The sequence below is a fragment of the Nocardia sp. CDC153 genome, from assembly GCF_035818515.1.
Lineage (GTDB): Bacteria > Actinomycetota > Actinomycetes > Mycobacteriales > Mycobacteriaceae > Nocardia.
The window spans coordinates 276,091-294,949 of sequence record NZ_JAYKYU010000006.1; the positions used below are offsets into that span (position 1 = coordinate 276,091).

General features: G+C 68.1%; 12 protein-coding genes and 1 pseudogene. 6 read left to right on the forward strand and 7 right to left on the reverse strand.

Features of this window, described 5'->3' with window-relative positions:
* Positions 1-52 precede the first annotated feature (52 nt).
* Complete coding sequence (locus VMT65_RS31590) at positions 53-760, reverse strand: hypothetical protein (RefSeq protein WP_326312179.1); 708 nt, start codon at positions 758-760, stop codon at positions 53-55.
* Positions 761-856: 96 nt separating this feature from the next.
* Here VMT65_RS31590 and VMT65_RS31595 point away from each other — a divergent pair, with 96 nt between their 5' ends.
* Both VMT65_RS31595 and VMT65_RS31600 read left to right on the forward strand, forming a co-directional pair.
* Positions 857-2,041, forward strand: a complete 1,185-nt coding sequence (locus tag VMT65_RS31595; protein WP_326312180.1) for an acyl-CoA dehydrogenase family protein — start codon at positions 857-859, stop codon at positions 2,039-2,041.
* Between the two features lie 16 nt (positions 2,042-2,057).
* Entirely contained in the window at positions 2,058-3,158 is a 1,101-nt protein-coding gene (locus VMT65_RS31600) for an acyl-CoA dehydrogenase family protein (protein ID WP_326312181.1), read from the forward strand.
* Between the two features lie 229 nt (positions 3,159-3,387).
* Here the strand turns inward: VMT65_RS31600 and VMT65_RS31605 are convergent, their stop codons facing one another.
* On the reverse strand, positions 3,388-6,282 hold the full coding sequence (locus VMT65_RS31605; protein ID WP_326312182.1) for an AfsR/SARP family transcriptional regulator: 2,895 nt from the start codon (positions 6,280-6,282) through the stop codon (positions 3,388-3,390).
* Between the two features lie 571 nt (positions 6,283-6,853).
* On the opposite strand from VMT65_RS31605, the gene VMT65_RS31610 reads away from it, so the two are divergent.
* Together VMT65_RS31610 and tuf are read left to right on the forward strand one after the other, a co-directional pair.
* Positions 6,854-9,388: an MFS transporter gene (locus tag VMT65_RS31610; RefSeq protein ID WP_326312183.1), complete on the forward strand. Its 2,535-nt coding sequence runs from the start codon at positions 6,854-6,856 to the stop codon at positions 9,386-9,388.
* 239 nt (positions 9,389-9,627) lie between these two features.
* The gene (tuf, locus tag VMT65_RS31615; protein ID WP_326312184.1) at positions 9,628-10,800 is read left to right on the forward strand and encodes an elongation factor Tu; all 1,173 of its coding nucleotides are present in this window, start codon (positions 9,628-9,630) and stop codon (positions 10,798-10,800) included.
* Positions 10,801-11,254: 454 nt separating this feature from the next.
* Here the strand turns inward: tuf and VMT65_RS31620 are convergent, their stop codons facing one another.
* The gene (locus VMT65_RS31620) at positions 11,255-11,905 is read right to left on the reverse strand and encodes a carbohydrate-binding protein (RefSeq protein WP_326312185.1); all 651 of its coding nucleotides are present in this window, start codon (positions 11,903-11,905) and stop codon (positions 11,255-11,257) included.
* A gap of 478 nt (positions 11,906-12,383) precedes the next feature.
* Between VMT65_RS31620 and VMT65_RS31625 the strand changes: the two genes are divergently transcribed.
* Positions 12,384-12,989: a response regulator transcription factor gene (locus VMT65_RS31625; protein ID WP_326312186.1), complete on the forward strand. Its 606-nt coding sequence runs from the start codon at positions 12,384-12,386 to the stop codon at positions 12,987-12,989.
* Here VMT65_RS31625 and VMT65_RS31630 read toward each other — a convergent pair.
* Positions 12,959-14,812 carry a sensor histidine kinase gene (locus VMT65_RS31630; protein ID WP_326312187.1) on the reverse strand — a complete coding sequence of 618 codons (1,854 nt, stop codon included), beginning with the start codon at positions 14,810-14,812 and terminating at the stop codon, positions 12,959-12,961. The genes VMT65_RS31625 and VMT65_RS31630 overlap by 31 nt on opposite strands.
* Positions 14,813-14,940: 128 nt before the next feature.
* On the opposite strand from VMT65_RS31630, the gene VMT65_RS31635 reads away from it, so the two are divergent.
* On the forward strand, positions 14,941-16,089 hold the full coding sequence (locus VMT65_RS31635) for an epoxide hydrolase family protein (protein ID WP_326312188.1): 1,149 nt from the start codon (positions 14,941-14,943) through the stop codon (positions 16,087-16,089).
* Positions 16,090-16,257: 168 nt separating this feature from the next.
* On the opposite strand, the gene VMT65_RS38505 is transcribed toward VMT65_RS31635, so the two are convergent.
* From VMT65_RS38505 to VMT65_RS31645, 3 genes and pseudogenes are all read right to left on the reverse strand, one after another.
* Entirely contained in the window at positions 16,258-16,635 is a 378-nt protein-coding gene (locus tag VMT65_RS38505) for a transposase (protein ID WP_442790346.1), read from the reverse strand.
* 34 nt (positions 16,636-16,669) lie between these two features.
* Positions 16,670-17,695, reverse strand: a pseudogene (locus VMT65_RS31640) (IS110 family transposase); the annotation flags it as partial.
* Positions 17,696-17,752: 57 nt separating this feature from the next.
* Positions 17,753-18,847: a TY-Chap domain-containing protein gene (locus tag VMT65_RS31645; RefSeq protein WP_326312190.1), complete on the reverse strand. Its 1,095-nt coding sequence runs from the start codon at positions 18,845-18,847 to the stop codon at positions 17,753-17,755.
* Positions 18,848-18,859: the final 12 nt, after the last annotated feature.

Here is an 18,859-nt window from a genome sequence, read left to right on the forward strand (position 1 = left end):
GCGCAATCTAACCACATCGGGGGCGGAGGGCCCGGCAACGACCGCCGTCGAGCTAGAACTCGCGTGCGGCGGGAGCGCCCGCGATGTCGTCGAGCAGCCCGAGTTGGGCTGCGCGGACACCGATTTGGAACCGACTCCGCACCTCGAGGCGGGTCATGAGCTCGGCGATGTGGCGGCGATAGGTGCGCAGGGAGACGCCCAGGCGGCGGGCGGCGGCCTCGTCGATGAGCCCCAGGTTCAGGGTGTTCAGCACCGCGCGGGCGGTGTCGTCGAGTACGACCCGGGTTTCCGCGGGCTCGGTCAGCCCATGCCCGGATTGCCAGCTCAGCAGCGCGAATTGGTGCAGCGCCCGCAGCAACGCCGGTTCGCGCACCAGATACGCGTACGGGTGATCGGCCCCCGCGCCACTCCACAACACCGCGACCCGCCGGTCGATGATCAGCGCATTGTGGAAGTCGTTGTCGGTGACCCGAATCTGCGCGCCGCGCGAGGAGTGCCGCAGCAGCGGCCGCCGATCTCGCAGCTCGAGATAGTCGGGGGAGTAGAGCAGCCGCACCTGCTTCCCGGCACTGAGCAGATCGTCGACCACCACCTGCCCGAGCCGCAGATGATCGAGCGAATTGGCCGGATTGGAGACGGCCACCACCGCCTCGTGCCGCGCGTATCGGAGCAACCGATGGACGTCCTGATCCCACCGCCCGTCCTGGCTGAACCGGACTATTCCCGCAGCCAGGCGCCCGGACCGCTTGTGCTCCATCACTTCTCCGATCGTGACACCGAACCCCCGCGCCCGGCCGAGATGGCAGCTTCCTGCCACTCGCCCGGCCACGGCCCCGCCGCTTCGTACGTTCGGCCCATGCACATCAGTTTTACTGAAGATCAGGACCGCTTGCGCAAGCGTGTGCGCGAGTACTTCGCCGATCTCGTCACACCGCGGGTCCGCGCGGCACTGCGAGCGGGACCGGGCGGAGAACACGGCGACGGCACCGTCTACAAGGACGTGGTCCGGCAGCTGGGTCGTGACGGCTGGCTGGTGCTGGGCTGGCCGGAAGCCCATGGCGGACAGGGCCGATCGATGCTGGACCAGCTCATCTTCCTGGACGAGGCCGCCGCGGCTGGCGTGCCCCTGCCGTATCTGACCGTGAACACGGTCGGGCCGACCATCATGCGCTACGGCACCGAGGAACAGAAGGCCTACTTCCTGCCCAGGATCGCCCGCGGCGAACTGCACTTCTCCATCGGCTATTCCGAGCCGAGCGCCGGGACCGATCTCGCGTCGCTGCGCACCCGCGCGGTCCGCGACGGCGACGAGTACGTGATCACCGGCGAGAAGATGTGGACCAGCCTCATCGAATACGCCGACTACATCTGGCTGGCCGCCCGCACCGATCCCGCGGCGGGTAAGCACGCGGGCCTGTCCGTCTTCATCGTTCCGACTGCGGCGCAGGGATTTTCGTGGACCAAGGTGCACACCATGGCCGGAGTCGGCACCAGCGCCACCTACTATTCCGAGGTCCGAGTGGCCGCCGCGAACCTGGTCGGCGGCGAGAACCAGGGCTGGGCGCTGATCACCAATCAGCTCAATCACGAACGCGTGGCGCTGGCCTCGGCCGCGCCGCTGCGGGAGTCGCTGCGGCAGGTGACCGAGTGGGCGCGGAATGCCTTGCTGCCCAATGGCTCCCGCGTCGTGGACGTCGAATGGGTCCGCATGCACCTGGCGCGCGTCCACGCCCACGCCGAATATCTGAAGCTGCGCAATTGGCGCACCGCGTGGGCGGCCGATCGCGGTGAGCTCGGCCCGGCGGAAGCGTCCGCCACCAAGGTGTTCGGCACCGAGTTCGCCATCGAGGGGTATCGGTTGCTGATGGAGGTGCTGGGCGCGGAGTCGGTGATTCGCGCCGATTCGCCGGGTGCGCTGCTGCTGGGCCGGATCGAACGCTTCCACCGCTCCGCGCTCATCCTCACCTTCGGCGGTGGGGTCAACGAGGTGCAGCGCGACATCATCGCCAAAACCGCGCTCGGACTGCCCGTCAGCCGCTGAAGCAAGGAGTAGCACAATGGATTTCGAATACACCGAGGCGCAGCGGGAACTGTCCGGATTGACCCGCGAACTGCTCACCGACTGGTCCGAACGCCATCCCCGGCCCGACGACGGCGGATTCGACCCGCAATTGTGGAAGGCCTTGGCGGACACCGGATTACTGGAGGCGGCGCTGCCCGAGCGGGTGAACGGTGGTGGGTTCGGGCTGCTCGAACAGTGCGCCATTCTGTGCGAGATCGGCCGAACCGTCGCTCCCGCACCGTATGCCACGAGCATCGCGGTCGTGGCGGCCACTCTGGGCGAGTTCGGCGACGACCATCAGATCGAACGCCGGGTGCGCCCGCTGCTGCGCGGTGAGACCACCGTGGCCCCGGTGCTGTCGCGGATGGCCCCGGTACCGACGCGTGGTAGCGCCGCCTTCGAGGCCCGTCGCGACGGGCGGGGCTGGCGGGTCGACGGTGCGCAGTCGGCTGTCGCGGCGGCGAGCTTCGCCGACGGGTTCCTCATCGAGGCCCGTGCGGGCGCGAATTCACTACTGCTGTTGGTGGATCGCGACACCGAGGGCCTCGAGGTCACCGCACAGCAGGTGGTGAACGGCACCGACGCGGCACTGGTCGAATTGCGTGCCGCGGCCGTCCCCGACGCCGATGTGATCGCGGTACCCGGGGCGGCGGGGTGGGCTGGCCGACGCGCAACCCTGGCCACCTGCGCCCTCCAACTGGGCATTTTGGCCCGCGCGCTGCAAATGACCTGCGAATATGCCTGTGAGAGAAGGCAATTCGACAAGCCGATCGGCACCTTCCAGGCCGTCCGGCAGCGCCTGGCCGACGCCTACATCGACGTCGAGGCCGTGCGTCTGACCCTGTGGCAGGCCGCCTGGCGCGAATCCCGCGCTCTGCCCGCCGAATCGGAGATCGCCGTCGCGAAGTTCTGGGCCGCCGAGGCCGGGCACCGGGTCGCCCACACGGCCGTGCACATCCACGCCAGTACCGGCATCTATCTGGACTATCCGATGCAGCGCTACTTCACCGCCGCCAAACGTGCCGAATTCGAATCGGGCAGCGCGACCGACCAGCTCCGCCGTCTCGGCGACCAGCTGGATGCTGTCGCACCGTGAATCATGGGCGCGCCCGGTGAATTGGGATGGATGCCGTGAGTCGGGGGATGGGTGCCGGATACCGTCGCCTTCCGCGGCGACGGTCATCCGGACCTGCACGAGCCGTGTGCACACCCCTCGTATGCACGCGGAACCTGCCTCCTCACGCGAATGCCCCGGGTGTTGCAGCCCCGGGGCACCCACGTGGACGCACAGTGCCACGGGGCGATAAAAAGCGAATAAACGTTCGCTATTGCGCGGTGGGTCCGGGCGCGAAGAGGGTCGCCAGGGTCGGCGCGGGCAGCCCGGCGCGGCGGAAGATCTCGGCGGCGTCGGCGTGCTCGCGTTCCGCGGTCTCGGTGTCGCCGAGGGCGGCTCGGGCGGTGGCGCGCACCGACAGCGCCCGCGCCCGGTCGATGGGGTCGGCCGCCTTCCTGAGCAGACGCAGCGCCTGGGTCGCTTCGCATTCCGCGGCGGCGTCGTGCCCGGCGCGCAAGTGGATCTGCGCCAGCCGCGTCCGGGCCCAGCCCTCCCACAGTCGCACCCCGTTGCGATGGGCCATGCGCACGGAATCCTCGGCCAACTCCAGCGCCCGCTCGTGCTCGCCGAGCATGGATCGGGTGGCGGCCAGTTCGTGGGTGGCCCAACCCAGGGCGACCGCGTTCGAACACCCCTTGGCCAGTTCGATGGCGCGTTCGGCCACCGCGACCGCCTCGGCGTACTGACCCGACTCGCACAGCGTGCGGGTGGCCAGCGCGAGGATCCACGCCTCGAGGGACCGATCGTCGAGCGCGCGGGTCCAGGCGATGGCATTGGCGTAATGCCGGTGCGAGTCCTTCGTATTGCCCACCCGCCGGTCGGCCACCCCGAGTAGAACCTCCGCCAGCACCTGCAGCCGGCGTTCGGCGTCGTCGGCGGGCTGCGAAATCGGCTGCAGAAACTCCAGACTCGCCTCCACCTCGCCCAGCCCGACCTGCATCATCGCGCCCAGAGCCACTCGAATGCGCCGCGCACTGGCGTGATCGCCACTGCGAATCGCGGTGTCCAGCAGGCCCTTCAGGGCATCGGCGAGTTCGCGCGCGCGGCTGCCGGTGTCCATGAGTTCGGCCATCACCCAGGCCAGATCGGCCGCCAGCGCGACGGCCCGGCCGCCCAGCCGCGCCGCCTGCCGGTGCAGCGCGATGATCACCGGCCGCTCGACGTCGTTCCAGGATTGCCCCTCCGCGCCGTCGGCGAAGGTGTGCCCGGGCACGGTGGTCGGCACCAGCAGCAGGGTGGTATTGCTGTAATCCAATGTGCCGAGCAGGTTTTTGGTACTGGCCAGATAGTAGTCGAGCAGGCGGATCACGACCTCGGACTCCCGCTCGTCGGCATTGCGCGTGGATGCCGTCCCGGCCAGCCGCGCACCGAACAGGCGCAGCAGATCGTGGAAGCGGTACCGCCCCGGCGCGGGCGTCTCCAGCAGGCTCAGATCCACCAGCGACTCGCACACCAGCTCGGCCTGCGGCACCGGCACACCCAGCAGCGCGGCCGCCCCGTCGACCGGGAAGTCGGGGACATCGGCGCGCGCGAGGGTGCGAAATGCCCTGGCCTGCTCGGTGTTCAGCTGCCCGTAGCCGAGACGGAAGGCCGCGTCCAGGGTGAGATCGCCGGTTTGCAGCACATCCAACCGGCGGCCCTCGTCGGCGAGGCGCTCCACCAGCGAGGCGATGGTCCACTGCGGCCGCACCGCCAGCCGGGCCCCGACAATGCGCACGGCCAGCGGCAGGCAGGCGCACTGATCGATCACCGCGTAGGCCGCATCCAGTTCGGTCGCAACGCGTTCGGCCCCGAGTATGCGGGTCAGCAGCGTCAACGCCTCCTCGCGCTCGAGCACGTCGAGGCGGGTGCGCCGCACGGCGGGCAGCTCGGTCAGCGCGGAGCGACTGGTGATCAGCACGGCCGTGCCCGGCGTGCCCGGCAGCAGCTGCGACACCTGGGCGCTGTCGCGGGCATTGTCGAGCACCACCAGAATCCGCTTGTCGCTCAACAGGGTTCGCAACTGCGCGGCCCGATCGTCGACGGTCGAGGGGATATCGCCCTCGGGCACGCCGAGCCCGCGCAGGAATCCGCCCAGGGCGTCGCCGGTGGTCACCGGTTCGGGGTCCACACCGCGCAGGTTCACATACAGCTGGCCGTCGGGGAAGCGGTCGCGCACCCGATGGGCGACGTGCAGGGCGAGGGTGGTCTTGCCGACCCCGCCCATGCCGCCGACCGCCGAGACGGCCACCGCGGGCCCGCCGCCGGTGAGCTGGGCGGCGATCTCCTCGGCCACCCGGGACCGACCGGTGAAATCGGCGATATCGGGCGGCAATTGGGCCGGGGTGGCCACGGGGCGGGCCGGTCGCAGCACCGGCGGCAGTTCGGCGCGCAGGATGCGCGCGTGCACCGCGCTCAGTTCCGGGCCGGGCTCCACCCCGACCCCGTCGACCAGGGCGCGGCGGGCGCGGGCGTATTCCTCGAGCGCCTCGGCCTGGCGGCCGCAGTGATACAGCGCGGTCATCAGCAGGGCGCGGAAGCGCTCTCGCAGCGGATGCTCCTCGATGAGGGGCCCGAGTTCGGCGACCGCCTCGGCGCTGCGGCCGGTTTCGATATCGAGGGCGAGCCGGTCCTCGAGGATGGACAGTCGCCACTCCTCGAGCCGGGCGCGCTGGCGTTCGGCGTACGGGCCGGGCAGCCCGCCCAGGGCCGCGCCCTGCCAGCGGCCCAGCGCCGATTCCAGGGTCTCGCGCGCGGTGGACGGATCCTCGCGGCGCAGCCGTTCGGCCGCGGCGACCTGTTCGGAGACCTCGTCGATATCGGTGTGGCCCTGGGGCAGTCGCAGCGCGTAGCCATCGCCGATGGAGATCAGCAGGGTGGAGGGTCCGCGGTTGACGCGTTCGGGTTCGAGCTCGCGGCGCAGCTTGGCGACGTGGGTGCGCAGGGCCGGGACCGCGCGCAGGACCGGGTCCTCACCCCAGATGCCCTCCACGAGTTCGGCGGCGGTCACCGCCTTGCCCTCACGCAATAAAAGCGCCGCGAGCACGGCACGCCGCTGGGGCGGACCCAAATCCAAGGGCGTGTCCCCGCGCCACGCGCGGACCTCGCCCAGTACTGCAAACCTCAACAAACCGACCTCCCCGTTCGGCAGTGTAGAGGGACGGAGCTCGCACCGACTCGTCGACTATCCTGCACCGATCCCCCTCCCGCACACTGGAGGATCGTCCCGGATGTCCGGCAGCATCAATCGATTGCGCCGAGGGATCCTCCGACCCCCGCCCTCGCCCGGCCGCCCATTGGCCGGTCATTGGTGAATTCCAAGCCGCCCGACCGACTCTGATCCCGGGCATCCGGCCGAGTCGGATGCCCCCGATCATCCGGAGGCAGTCATGCGGGTCAAGTCCACCGCCGTCCTGGCGCTCTGCGCCGTCTCATTCGGCCTGGCCGCCTGCAACGCGCCCAAAACACCGACCGGGCCGACCATTAGACCCACGGTTGCGGTAACCACCACCGCGACCGACGCGGTGACTCCGATCACCGCGGGCTCGCCCGTGCTGACCACCCCGTCTCCGAGCTACAGGCGCAGGTGAAGCCCGGCATGCTCGCGGTGCTGTCGAGTTGAGAGCCCTTGGCACGACACGGGCGCACCACGCCGGGAAACCGGAAGGACGGTCCAACTCCGGACGTAACCTGAGGTCGTGGCGGTGATCGGCGATGCGACGCGGGCCGGGGGCGAGGGCGGAAAGGGCACGGCGCGAGCCGGAATCGCCTTGGCCACGCTCACCGCGGTCCTGTTCGTCACCTTCCTCGACACCACCGTCGTCAGCGTCGCGCTGGCCGATATCCGCTCGGAGCTGAGCACCGATGTGGTGCTGCTGCAATGGGTCGTCAATGCCTACACCCTGGTGTTCGCGAGCCTCATGCTGGCCGCCGGATCACTGGGCGACCGGTGGGGCCGCAAGCGCGTGATGGTCGCCGGATTGGCGATCTTCTGTGTGGGATCGGTGCTTTCGGCGCTGGCGACCAGCGTGCCGCTGCTCATTGCCGGGCGCGCGGTCATGGGCCTGGGCGCGGCGGCCTCGGAGCCGGGGACCTTGTCGATCCTGCGGCAGGTCTTTCCGGACGCCCGGCAGCGGGCCAAGGCGTTGGGCGTGTGGTCGGCGGTGTCGGGTCTGGCCCTGGCCGCCGGTCCGGTCCTGGGCGGCGTACTGGTCGACGCCTACGGCTGGCGCTCGATCTTCTGGTTCAACCTGATCATAGGCGTGGTGGTGGGCGCGGCCGCGCTGTGGTTCGTGCCGGAGAGCGCGGATCCGCAACCGGGGCCGATGGATTGGGGCGGATCACTGCTCGGCGCGGTCAGTCTCGCCGCGCTCATCTACGCGGCCATCAGCGGTGAGCATCGCGGCTACGGCGCGGCCTCGGTGGTGGCGCTGTTCGTGGTCGGCGGGCTCGCGTTCCTGGGCTTCGTGGCGGTCGAGACGCGGGTGCGCAATCCGGTCTTCGATTTCCGCTATCTGCGGCTGCCGCCGGTGCGCAGTGCGCTGGGGGTGGCGTTCGCCGTCTACTTCGGGGTGTTCTCGATCTTCTTCTTCACCGCGCTGTATCTGCAGGTGATGATTCACTATTCGGCCGCGCGCACGGCGGGGGTGTTCGCGCCGATGGCCGTGGCGATCATGGTCGGCTCGCTGGTGGCCGGATTCTGGGTGGCCCGCACCGACGCCCGGACGCCGATGATCATCGGGTGCGTGCTGAGCGGGGCCGGGATTCTGCTGACCCGCCACGCGCTGTCCGGTTCGATCGGATTCGCTGAATTGTCGGCCACGCTCGCGCTGGCCGGGCTCGGCTTCGGTATCGCGGTGGTGCCCTTGACCTCCGCGGTGTTGACCGGTGTGCCCGCCGCGCATTCGGGCATGGCCGCCGCGGCGACCAATACCATGCGACAGGTCGGCGCCGCGGTCGGGGTCGCGGTGCTCGGGTCGCTGGTGAACGGCTTGCTCACCGCCGATTTGGACAAGAAGCTGACCGACCTGGGTTTGCCGAAGGAGTTGCAGCCCGTCGCCGTCGACGCCGTGGAGCGCGGACGCATTCCCTCCGGGGTGGACCTGGGCACCATGCTGAAGTACGCCGCGAAGGTACCCGAGGTGTTGGCGACCGGGACCGTCGCCTTCCATCACGGACTCGATGTGGCCCTGCTGGTTTCGGCGCTCATGATCCTCACCGCCGCCGTGCTGTCCGCGCTCACCCTCAGCGACGAGGGTGACTCCCGACGCTGGTGGCGCGAATTGCCGCCCGCCATGGGCGCTTTCGTCATGGCGACCGGAATCCTCTCGGTGGGACTGCATCTCACCGGCTTCGAGATGCTCTCGCGGGCTGCGCTCGCGCTGGCCGCCATGGTGTGGCTGGCCCTGGCCACCGATTTCGTCTCCCGACTGCTGTGGACCCACACCCGGTGGGTGTCGGAGGCCGACACCCCGCCTGCCCTCATGGCGGTGTCCGCCACCGCGGTGCTCGGGACCCGAATCTCCTTGCTGGGCTGGAACTTCGCCGCGACAGCGTGCCTGGTGATCGCGGTCATCCTCTGGCCGGTACTGCTCACCCTGGTGATCGCCCACTGGAATCGACGCATGCCCGGCGCGGTGTTCCTGGTCTGCGTGGCCACCGAGGGTCTGGCCGTGCTGGGTGCCACCCTGGCGCGGGCGGGTGTCGCGGACTGGCTCGCGACGGCGGCCCTGGTCTACTTCGGGCTCGGATTGCTGCTCTACGTCGCGGCATTCGCGCATTTCGACATCACCCAGATCTGGCGCGGGGCCGGAGACCAATGGGTCATGACCGGCTCGATCGCCATTTCCGCCCTGGCGGCCTCGAAACTCGCCGGGTGGCACGGCTTTACGGGAACACCGCACTCGACACTGCGTGTGCTGTCCCTGGTGCTCGTCGGCATCAACCTCGCCTTCTACGTGATCCTCCTGGTCGCCGAGGTGGTGCGGTTCCGGCCCGGCTACAACGTCCGCCGCTGGGCGACCGTGTTCCCGCTCGGCATGACGGCGGTCGCCGCGCTGTCCACCGGGGCCGCACTCGACCTCGGCTGGGCGCGGATGCTGGGCCGGGTGCTGTTGATGGTGGCGGGCGCGGTGTGGCTGCTCATCGCGGCGGAACTCCTCCACACCTGGACGGTGAATCGCCGTGCGCCCGACGCGGTCCCGCCGGAGACCGCTGCTTCACCCGGAAAATAAGTAGCGCGAGTCGGTTTCGCTCGGGCAGCATGTCGGACATGTTCGCGCAGCCCATCGTCGCTTCGCCCGCGGTCGCGGGCGCGATCGCCGCTGCCCTGGGTGTCGCGGCCGCCGCTCTGGTTGCCGCATTCGACGGCGCACGACGCTGACCTTCTCCGGGACGTCCCGGACCTCAGACGGGGAAGGTCGGCTCGCTGCTGAGGTCCCTCGAAACCCCCACTCCCGGTTGGAGAACCGTCATGGCCAAGCAGGCCTATGTCCGCACCAAGCCGCACGTCAATATCGGCACCATGGGTCACGTCGACCACGGCAAGACCACCCTCACCGCCGCCATCACCAAGGTCCTGGCCGAGCGCGGCGGCACCGCCTTCGTCCCGTTCGACCGCATCGACCGGGCCCCGGAGGAGATCGAGCGCGGCATCACCATCAATATCGCGCACGTCGAATACGAAACGGCCACACGGCATTACGCCCACGTGGACATGCCCGGCCACGCCGACTTCGTCAAGAACATGATCACCGGCGCGGCCCAGCTGGACGGCGCGATCCTGGTGGTGTCCGCCGACGACGGCGTCATGCCGCAGACCAGCGAGCACGTGCTGCTGGCCAAGCAGGTGGGTGTCGAGCACATCGTGGTCGCGCTCAACAAGGCCGACGTCGCCGACGGCGAGCTGCTCGAGCTCATCGAACTCGAGGTACGAGAGCTGCTGTCCGCCAACGGCTTCGACGGCGATGGCGCACCCGTCATCCCGGTCTCCGGCCTGCGGGCGCTGCACGGCGACGAGCACTGGGCCGGGCAACTGCTGCGGCTGCTCGACGCGGTCGACGAGTACGTGCCCATGCCGATCCGCTACACCGACGCCCCGTTCCTCATGCCGGTCGAGAACGTGCTCACCATCACCGGCCGCGGTACGGTCGTCACCGGTGCGGTAGAGCGCGGCCGCGTCCGCGCCGGAGACCGCGTCTCGGTACTCGGCTTCGGCGGCGAACTGGAGTCGGTGGTAACCAGCGTCGAAACCTTCGGCCGCACAATGGAATCGGCCGAGGCGGGCGACAACGTGGCACTCCTACTGCGCGGCGTACAGCGGGGCCAGGTGGCCCGCGGTCAGGTGGTAGCCGCGGTCGGCAGCATCGCCGTGCACTCCGGCTTCACCGCCCGTGTACACCTGCTAACGGCCTCCCATGGCGGTCGTCGCACCCCCATCGCCACCGGTTACCGCCCGCAGTTCTTCCTGCGCACCGGTGACGTCTCCGGCCACGTGGTCCTCCCCGAGGGCCGAGCCATGCCAGGCGACACCGTCGAACTGTCGGTCACTCTGGACCGCGCGGTGCCGCTCGAGCCGGGCCTGGGCTTCGCGGTACGCGAGGGTAACCTCACCGTCGCCGCGGGCACCGTGCTCACGGTCGCCTAGTACGCAAGTCGTGTAACTGCACGACCCGTTGCCGTTGGGGCCGCTACCGCACAAGCGATACCGGCCCCAACGTCGTTTCACGGTTGCGCTTGGCGCGATCACGGCGTTGGCGTACTCGCTATAGGTGAGGTTCATCAGCCGGTTGATCACTGCGCCGCCCGGCCGATCCGGATCGCCGTAGTAGATGAGAATCACCGACCACACGTGCTCAGCAGCGATGGCGCGGATTCGCGCCTCGTCCTCGCCCAATGCCTCGCCGGACACGTCCGGTCGCAGGAATCCGATCATGTGGTTGCTCATGATCGTGTGGTGAGGGTGCAGGTTAGCCAGCGCGCCAAGGACTTTCGCCTTACGGTGAAGCGCTGTCAACCGACTGAGTCGCGCCGTGTCTGGCCCGCCGGCCTGCCTCGCACCGGGATCAGTTCGAGATTCTGGTGCGAGGCAGGTCAATCAGTCAGAGACGTTGCCAGAGGGCCGGGGTGAGCGGCGGGGTCCAGTTAGGGGCATAGGCGGTATGGGCCTGGATGCAGCGATACTGCACACCGTCGTAGGTCACGACGTCTCCGACTTTGTACGTCGCGTTCTGTTGCCATTCAGCCACAGGGGTCGTAGTCGTCGTCGGCGGAACCGTGGTCGTGGTGGTCGGGGGGACGGTCGTAGTAGTTGGAGGGACGGTCGTGGTCGTCGGCGGTGGAGTAGTGGTGGATGGAGTGGTAGCAGTGACCGGCACGGCGACCGTGGCGGTATCGGCGGTGTTCGGGATGATGTCACCCATAGGGTCGGTCGAGTTCCATGTGAACTCGGCATGCATGTTGACCGTGCCTACAGCCGCAGGGGTCCACTGCAAACAGAACGTGACGCCGTCAGCGGGCCAGTTGTATGTGTCGAACACTTGGAAACCGAGTGACTGGGTGCCGTCGTACAGCGTCACCCGTGGACCGCTGACCAGACGAAACAGGTCTTGCTTGGCACAGACCTGGTAAGACTGCCCGACCTGGAACGTGGTGCCCTGCACGGTTATCCCAGTTCCGGTGATGTCTGCCGACGCAGTGTGAACGCCCAGCACAGGTGCCGCAGCCAATACTGCGAGACCCGCGATTCCCATCCCTACTCGGCGCGCACTGTTCGGGTTCTTCGTGAGTCCCCTGGTACCGAGCCCCCACCGGGCGTGGCCGTTTGCCATCTTCTGTTCTCCAAATATCTCTTCGCCACCGAAACGAATGGCGTTCGCAGGCTAGCCAACAGCCCGTACCAGCTGAATCGGTCGTCGAATCGGTATCTGCGACACAGCGTCGTGCGCCCCGGCTATAACCAAAGGCCAACGGTCAGTGTAGATCTCACAAATTGCAGGCTGCAGGCGCGACACGGCCACCACTGGCGCGCAGAGCACCCCTTCGGCCGCTACAGCCGGGTACCAGGAACTGGTCAACCTTCGCCCAGGCTTCACGGTTGTCGAATTCCACTGCTGTGCCGCCGAATACGCTTCGATGAATGACCTTGAATGAACCACCCGACAACGTTGTGCGCGGGTATCGCTTGGTTCGCACAGCCCACCGCTGCTCGGCGTCGGTACGGTGAAACCCGTGGTGCGTGTGTTGGTGGCGGAGGACGTACGGATGTTGCGGGCGGCGCTGGTCCGATTGCTGGAACTCGAGGGCGATATCGAGGTCGTGGCGGAGGTCGAGCGGGGGGACGCGGTGCTGGCGGCGGCCTTGGAGTGCCGGCCCGAGGTGGCCGTGCTCGATATCGAGTTGCCCGGCGGGGACGGGTTGGAAGCGGCTGCGCGGCTTGCGGAATCGCTGCCGTCGTGCCGGGTGCTGATCCTGACCGGGATGGGGCGACCCGGGAATTTGCGCCGTGGAATCGCGGCGGGCGTGGCGGGATTCATGCTCAAGGATTCCCGGCCGGACGAACTGGTGAACGCGATTCGTACAGTGGCGCAAGGGGGTCGAGTGATAGATCCGCACCTGGCCTATGCCGCGCTGGAAGTGGCGGACTGCCCCTTGACCACCCGGGAGGTCGACGTGCTGCGGTTGACCGCCACCGGCGCGACGCCCCGCGAGGTCGCCGCGACGTTACACCTGACCTATGGAACGGTCCGCAACTATCTGGCGTCGGCTGTGGACAGATTGGGTGCCCGCAGTCGGGTGGACGCGATTCAGATTGCGAGCGAAGCCGGTTGGCTCTGATCGACCGGCAAGGCGGCCGTCAGGGTGAAGGTGTACGGTCCACGATCCGCGGTAAGGCGGCCGCCCGCGGCGGTGAGCCGCATGGTGAGGTTGGTCAGGCCGGTTCCCGTCCGCCCGTCCTCGCCCGCGGGGGTCGGATTGTCGTTGGTGACGTGCAGTCGGGTCCCGCCCTCGTCGGTGGTGAGCAGGATCGAGGTCCGCTCGGCACGTGAGTGGCGTACGACATTGGTGACGGCCTCACGCAGCACCACCGCCAGGAGCTGATCATGGGCCGCCGGGGTGGGCGAATGTTCCACCGTGACTTGGGATCCGGCGGCCTCGAGGACGCCGCGCGCGCTCGTCAGCTCCTCGGCGAAGGACGCCCGGGTGATGCCGTCGGGAATGGCGCGAAGTTCGGACAGCGCGGTGTCCGCCAACGGGGCCAGCTCGGCGACTTCGGCGCGCGCGGCGTCGGCGTCGCGCTCGAGCAGCCGGGCGGCCAGCTCGGCCTTCAGCGTGATGCTCGCCAAGGCGCGCCCGAGCAGATCATGCACATCCCGTGCGACGCGCAACCGCTCGGCGACCACCGCCGTCCGGGCCGCCTGGGCACGAGTCTCCGCGAGTTGGCGTGTCACCGGCGGTATTCGGCACAGCGAGTAGACGAGGATGGCCGACACGAATGGCGCACAAGACCAGTACAGCATCGATCCGAAGGAAGAACCCGCGGGGAGTGCCAGGGGAAACAATACGGTCGCCAGTGCGGGAATCGCCCACGCCCGGGCATCTCGGATCCGGACCACACACGCGCCCAATACCAGGACGATGGGCGGGGTCAGCACGTCCGACGATGGGTACACCGGCAGGAAGATCATCGACAGTCCGAGCGCCAGGTGGATCGGCAAGGTCCAGCGCCAGGCTCGGGGTGTGGACCCATCGGGCCGGGGCGCACCGTGATACAGCTGGAGGGCTCCCGACACACCGATCAAGGCGCACAGCAGCCAGATCGGCGGGTACGCGGTGCTGTAGGTCGCTATGTCGAACAGCACGATCACCGAATGATCAACCAGCACAATGACGAAGAACCACCAGGCCAGACGTGCGGAGAGCGCGGTGCGCTGCTCCGGGGGCGGCGGAGCGGGTTCGACGTGGTGCGCATCGGCGACCGACCGGGCACTGCCCATGGCGGCGCGGCTGAGCTCCGCTACGCGCTCGAGTCCGGCGCGATTCGGGGCCTGCTGGGTTTCCCGCAGCGCGCGCAGGATCGTCATCAGATCGGCCCCCAGCGTGCGACTCAGCCGCGCCGTCATGTGCCGGCGTTCGGCGGCGACGGCATGCGCCGCGAGCCATTCCCGCTCCCGGTCCATCTCGTCGAGCTGTCGTGCCATGTAGACGGGCGCGAAATGGATGATGGACACGTTGATTCCGATGATCATCACGATGCCGAGCAGCCAGAACGGCGGGACGTTGCCCGGCCGGTGGATCAACGCGAGTTCGGCGGCCACGGCCGCGGCGGTCAGGACCCAGGAGACCGGCGCGGACAGGGTCAGTAGCAGAGCCGCCCCGAGCACGCCGGACAGCGGACCCCAGATCTCCCCGATGATCGCGTACGGACCGTAGACGAGGAGCGTGAGCGGAACCAGCAGCACTCGCGGCCGCCACCAGCGCACCATGATCAGCGCCAGCACCGCGAACGCCGCGCAGATCACTGCCGCTCCGAAGACCGGAACCCACAGCGGCCAAACCGGATTCGCGAGGTTGTCCATCATGCTGCCGACCCGGCCGATCACCCCCAGCAACAGCAGCCCACCGACGAGCACCCACTCGGGGCGCGGCCACCTTCTCACCCAAACCTCCGCCCCATGCATCCTCAGCTGCGGATTATGCATTTTGCATGTGCCGCCGCGCAATCCACATATCAACCGGTGCACACGGGCACTACCGGCCTCGCCTCCGCCTGACGATGCTCGTGATCATGAGTACAGAGATCGCCGTTTCCCTCGACTTGCGTCCTTTCACCGTTGCCGTCACCGACGCAGAGCTCGCTGACCTGCACGACCGGCTCGCTCGCACCCGGCTGCCGCAGCCGGGCCCGGTCGACGACTGGGATGCGGGCACCCCGAACTCCTACCTGCGCGAGGCGCTCGAAGCCTGGCGCGCCTTCGACTGGCGCGCCGCCGAGGCGCGGATCAACGCCGTGCCGCACTTCACCACCGAGATCGACGGCCAGACTTTCCATTTCATCCACGTCCGCTCCGCCCACCCCGACGCCACCCCGCTGCTGCTCGCGCACACCTACCCCGGCTCGTCGGTCGACTACCTCGACCTGATCGACCGCCTCGTCGACCCGGTCGCACACGGCGGGCGCGCGCAGGACGCGTTCGACGTCGTCATCCCGGACGCGCCGGGCTACGGCTTCTCCCAACCTCTCGCCGAGGCAGGCTGGACGACTGCCCGAGTGGCCGAGGCGTACGACCGCCTGATGCGTGACCTGGGCTATGACAGCTACGGCATCCACGGCTCGGACAACGGCGCGATGGTCGCCAGGGAGCTGGGGCTGCTGAACCCGGACGGATTCCTCGGACTGCACGTTCTACAGCTGTTCTCCTTCCCGTCCGGTGACCCGGCCGAATTCGAGCGTCTGGAGCCCGCGGACCACGCCGGTCTCGCACACATGCAGTGGTTCCAGTCGGTCGGCGGCTACAACACGATGAACGCCTCCCGCCCGCAGACCGTGGCAGCCGGTCTCAGCGACTCACCGATCGGGCTGCTCGCCTACAGCGAGCTGTTCAACAACTTCGGCAACGGCACCTCCCTCGTACCGCTGGAGAAGGTCCTGCTCGAGCTGACCGTGAACTGGTTCGCCAACGCGGCGTCCGGGATGAGCCGCAGCTATCTGGAAAACGCACGTGCGCAGGCCCAACCGCGGACGAGCAACGCCCGCACCGGCGTCGCGGTCTTCAAGGACGACTTCCAGACGATCAGGGTCTTCGCCGAACGCGACAATACCAACATCGTGCACTGGAGCCGCTTCGAGGAGGGCGGCCACTTCGCAGCCCTGGAACGCCCGGATCTCCTGGCAGGCGACATCCGCGCCTTCTTCGCCGACCCCGAAGACCACTGACCCCTCGACACCGATCCCCGCGCCGCTGCGAGACCAGCTCGGAGCGACCGCGCAGCCGGCAAGTTCCCCAACCGCCCGATCGACATCAGCGAACTCTGACATAGCCGGCCACCGTGTCCACTAAGCCGAGCACACCCCCCGAACGCACGCTCATGGCGCCCCTTTAGGTCAAGACCTGATTCGGGTGTCGGGGTTACTCTGTTGGGTGGGTCCGGGATGTGGCTTGTCCGAAGGATCGGTGTGCGGGTTGGAGCCGGTCGCGCTGGAGTGTGTAGTCGTTCCCGATTGCCCTCCCGGGCCTGCTAATTCGCGTCTGTCCTGGTCGGCGAGCATGCGTGTGTAGACGCTGTTGGACAGTCGTCGTTTGAGTGCTCGCATTGCTTCCATCGAGGTCTTGCCGGCGAGTCTTTTGCGGTCGTAGTAGGCGCGACCGGGGGTGGCGTGGCGGAGCTGGACCACGGCCATGATGTGGAGCACCCGGTTGATCTTGCGGTTGCCCGAGCGCGATAGCCGATGGCGTTTCTGGTCTCCGGAGGAGGCATCCAAGGGCGCGGTTCCGGTCGCGGGTCGCGAACCGGTCGCGGGTCGCGAAGCGGTGGATATCGCCGGTGTCGGCGAGAAGTCTTGCGGCGCTGGAGGGCCCGATGCCGTTGAGGTCCATCAACGTCGAGCCGCGGTCGCAGACCAGGCCTCGCAGCTCTTTGTCGGCTGCTTTGATCTTGCTGTCGATGGTTTCGAGTTCGTCGATCTGCTCGGTGACCAGTCGTTTCTGGACCCGTGCGACCGGATCGGCTGGGGTGATCGTGGTGAGCAGGGCGCGGGCCTGCATGGCGGAGAGGAACTTCTTCGCCCCGCCGGGCAGCAGATCCAGCAGTAGTCGATGGATGCGGTTGACGGTTTGGGTGCGAGCGCGGCCGAGTTCCTCGCGGCGGTCGGCGAGTAAACCCAAGGCGATCAGTTCCGGATCGGCGGTGATGCGCCGCAGGTTCGGTGCGCGTAGTGCGGCCAGCGCGACCGAGTGGGCGTCGACGGGATCGGTTTTGCGGCCGTTGCCGGTGGCGAAGACCCGCACCTGCGCGGAGAGCTTGGCGGGCACGTCGATCACGGTTTCCCCGTCGTGGATCAGTCGGTGTGCCAGGTGGCGGCCGATGCCGTTGCATCCCTCGATCGCCCATAGCCGGTCGGTGAATCGCCGTGCTGTGGTGAGCATTTCGTCGTATCCGGGTTTGTCGGTGGTGTATCTGCCGCTGGTCAGGACCGTGGCGGTGGGGTCGATGATTTCGATGGTGGCCGAGCGTTTGTGTGGATCCATGCCGATGATGACGGTCATCGTCTGTTCCTCCCGACGCAGGTTTTCGGTGTCCGTGACGGGGAGGGCACCGCTACTTCGAGCCAGGGCATGCCCCTTTTCAGCCACTCCCGCACGGCACCCGGCGGGAGGCAAGCCATGAGTGAGCCACACCGGTCCAGCTGGCGGGCAGCCGCATTGGAGAGCATCCCACCGGGCACCTGGACCAGGCCCTGGCCAGGACCCAGCCCTACCACCATTCTCTAAGTAGCCGAGTTGAGTGTGTCGTCGACGAACATGCTGCCGATGGCAGTTCATAGGTGTCGCCCGCTGGCGAAGGCGACACCGGTTGAGTCCCTCCGTAGTCGCTGCGGGTCAGGCCTGGGCGAGGCCCAGCTCCGTAGCGACATAAGGCAGCTCTACGACAGGTGCACCGTTTACAAAACCCCTGGACACAAGTACGTTCGGATCCGCAACTCCGCAGATTGTTCGCAAGGTCGCGATCGTCACTTCCGTGAGACTGTGCACCGTTGGATTCGCGGTGCCACTCCCGGCTTTGGGGGTGCTCCAGTTCATCGCGCCCCACTGCCACCCGAGCGTGGTCATCCGATCTTGCAGCTCCTGCGAACCTGGGCCGCTCTGTTTCTCGTTCCAGAACACGCCACGAACTAGGTGAGCATTCCCGCTCTTGGACAACTGAATCGACAGCGGCGTCCCTGGGACCGAGAGGTCGAGGTAACCCAAGAGCGGCAGCGTCGTCAGTACCCATCCCATCCGCTCAGCGAGGTCGTCCCAACTCGAGCATTGGGCGGGCACGCCTCGCTTCGTCGGCCGATCGGGAACGACGGTTCCCAGCCGCGGAGGCTCGGTGGGTCCTTCGTCGTTGAAGGCACAAACCCGGAGGTCGGCCGGTCTGCTGCCAAGCCCATCCCGAAGAACGGCAACGATCGCCGCGGCGAATTCATCGCGGTAAGCCGCGTTGTGCCGCCAGCCCGTTCGCCACTCACGGGCAAGCTCGGCAGGACCATCGCCTCGCTCGCCGATCCGGTCGGCTTCCTCAGCAGCCCGCGCGGACCCCGGCAGCGGCTCCCACACTGCTTGTTCCATTGGCCGCATACCGCCGGTCTCGTAATCGCGCACCAGCGACAACGAGGCTGTCCGCTGCGATTGCAGTACCGCCCGTAGCCGGGCGGCGACACCTCTGTCATCGGGAATCGACACCGTGACACCAATACCCTTCCCGTCCGGGCAGAACAGGATCCGCTGTCGGCTGGCGGTATCGTGCAGCTGCACGCTCTCGTCGGCCTGCGGCCACACGATCTCCCCGTTGTCATCCCAGTCCGGATACAACACCCGAGGGATGTCAGCTTGCAGCAGTGCCCAGTCGTCCTCGGCCACAGTCACTTCCTTCCACATAGCGGCCGCCAATGTAGCAACGCAGAACGACAGTGACTCGCCGAGCAGGCGCACACCGACTCATCG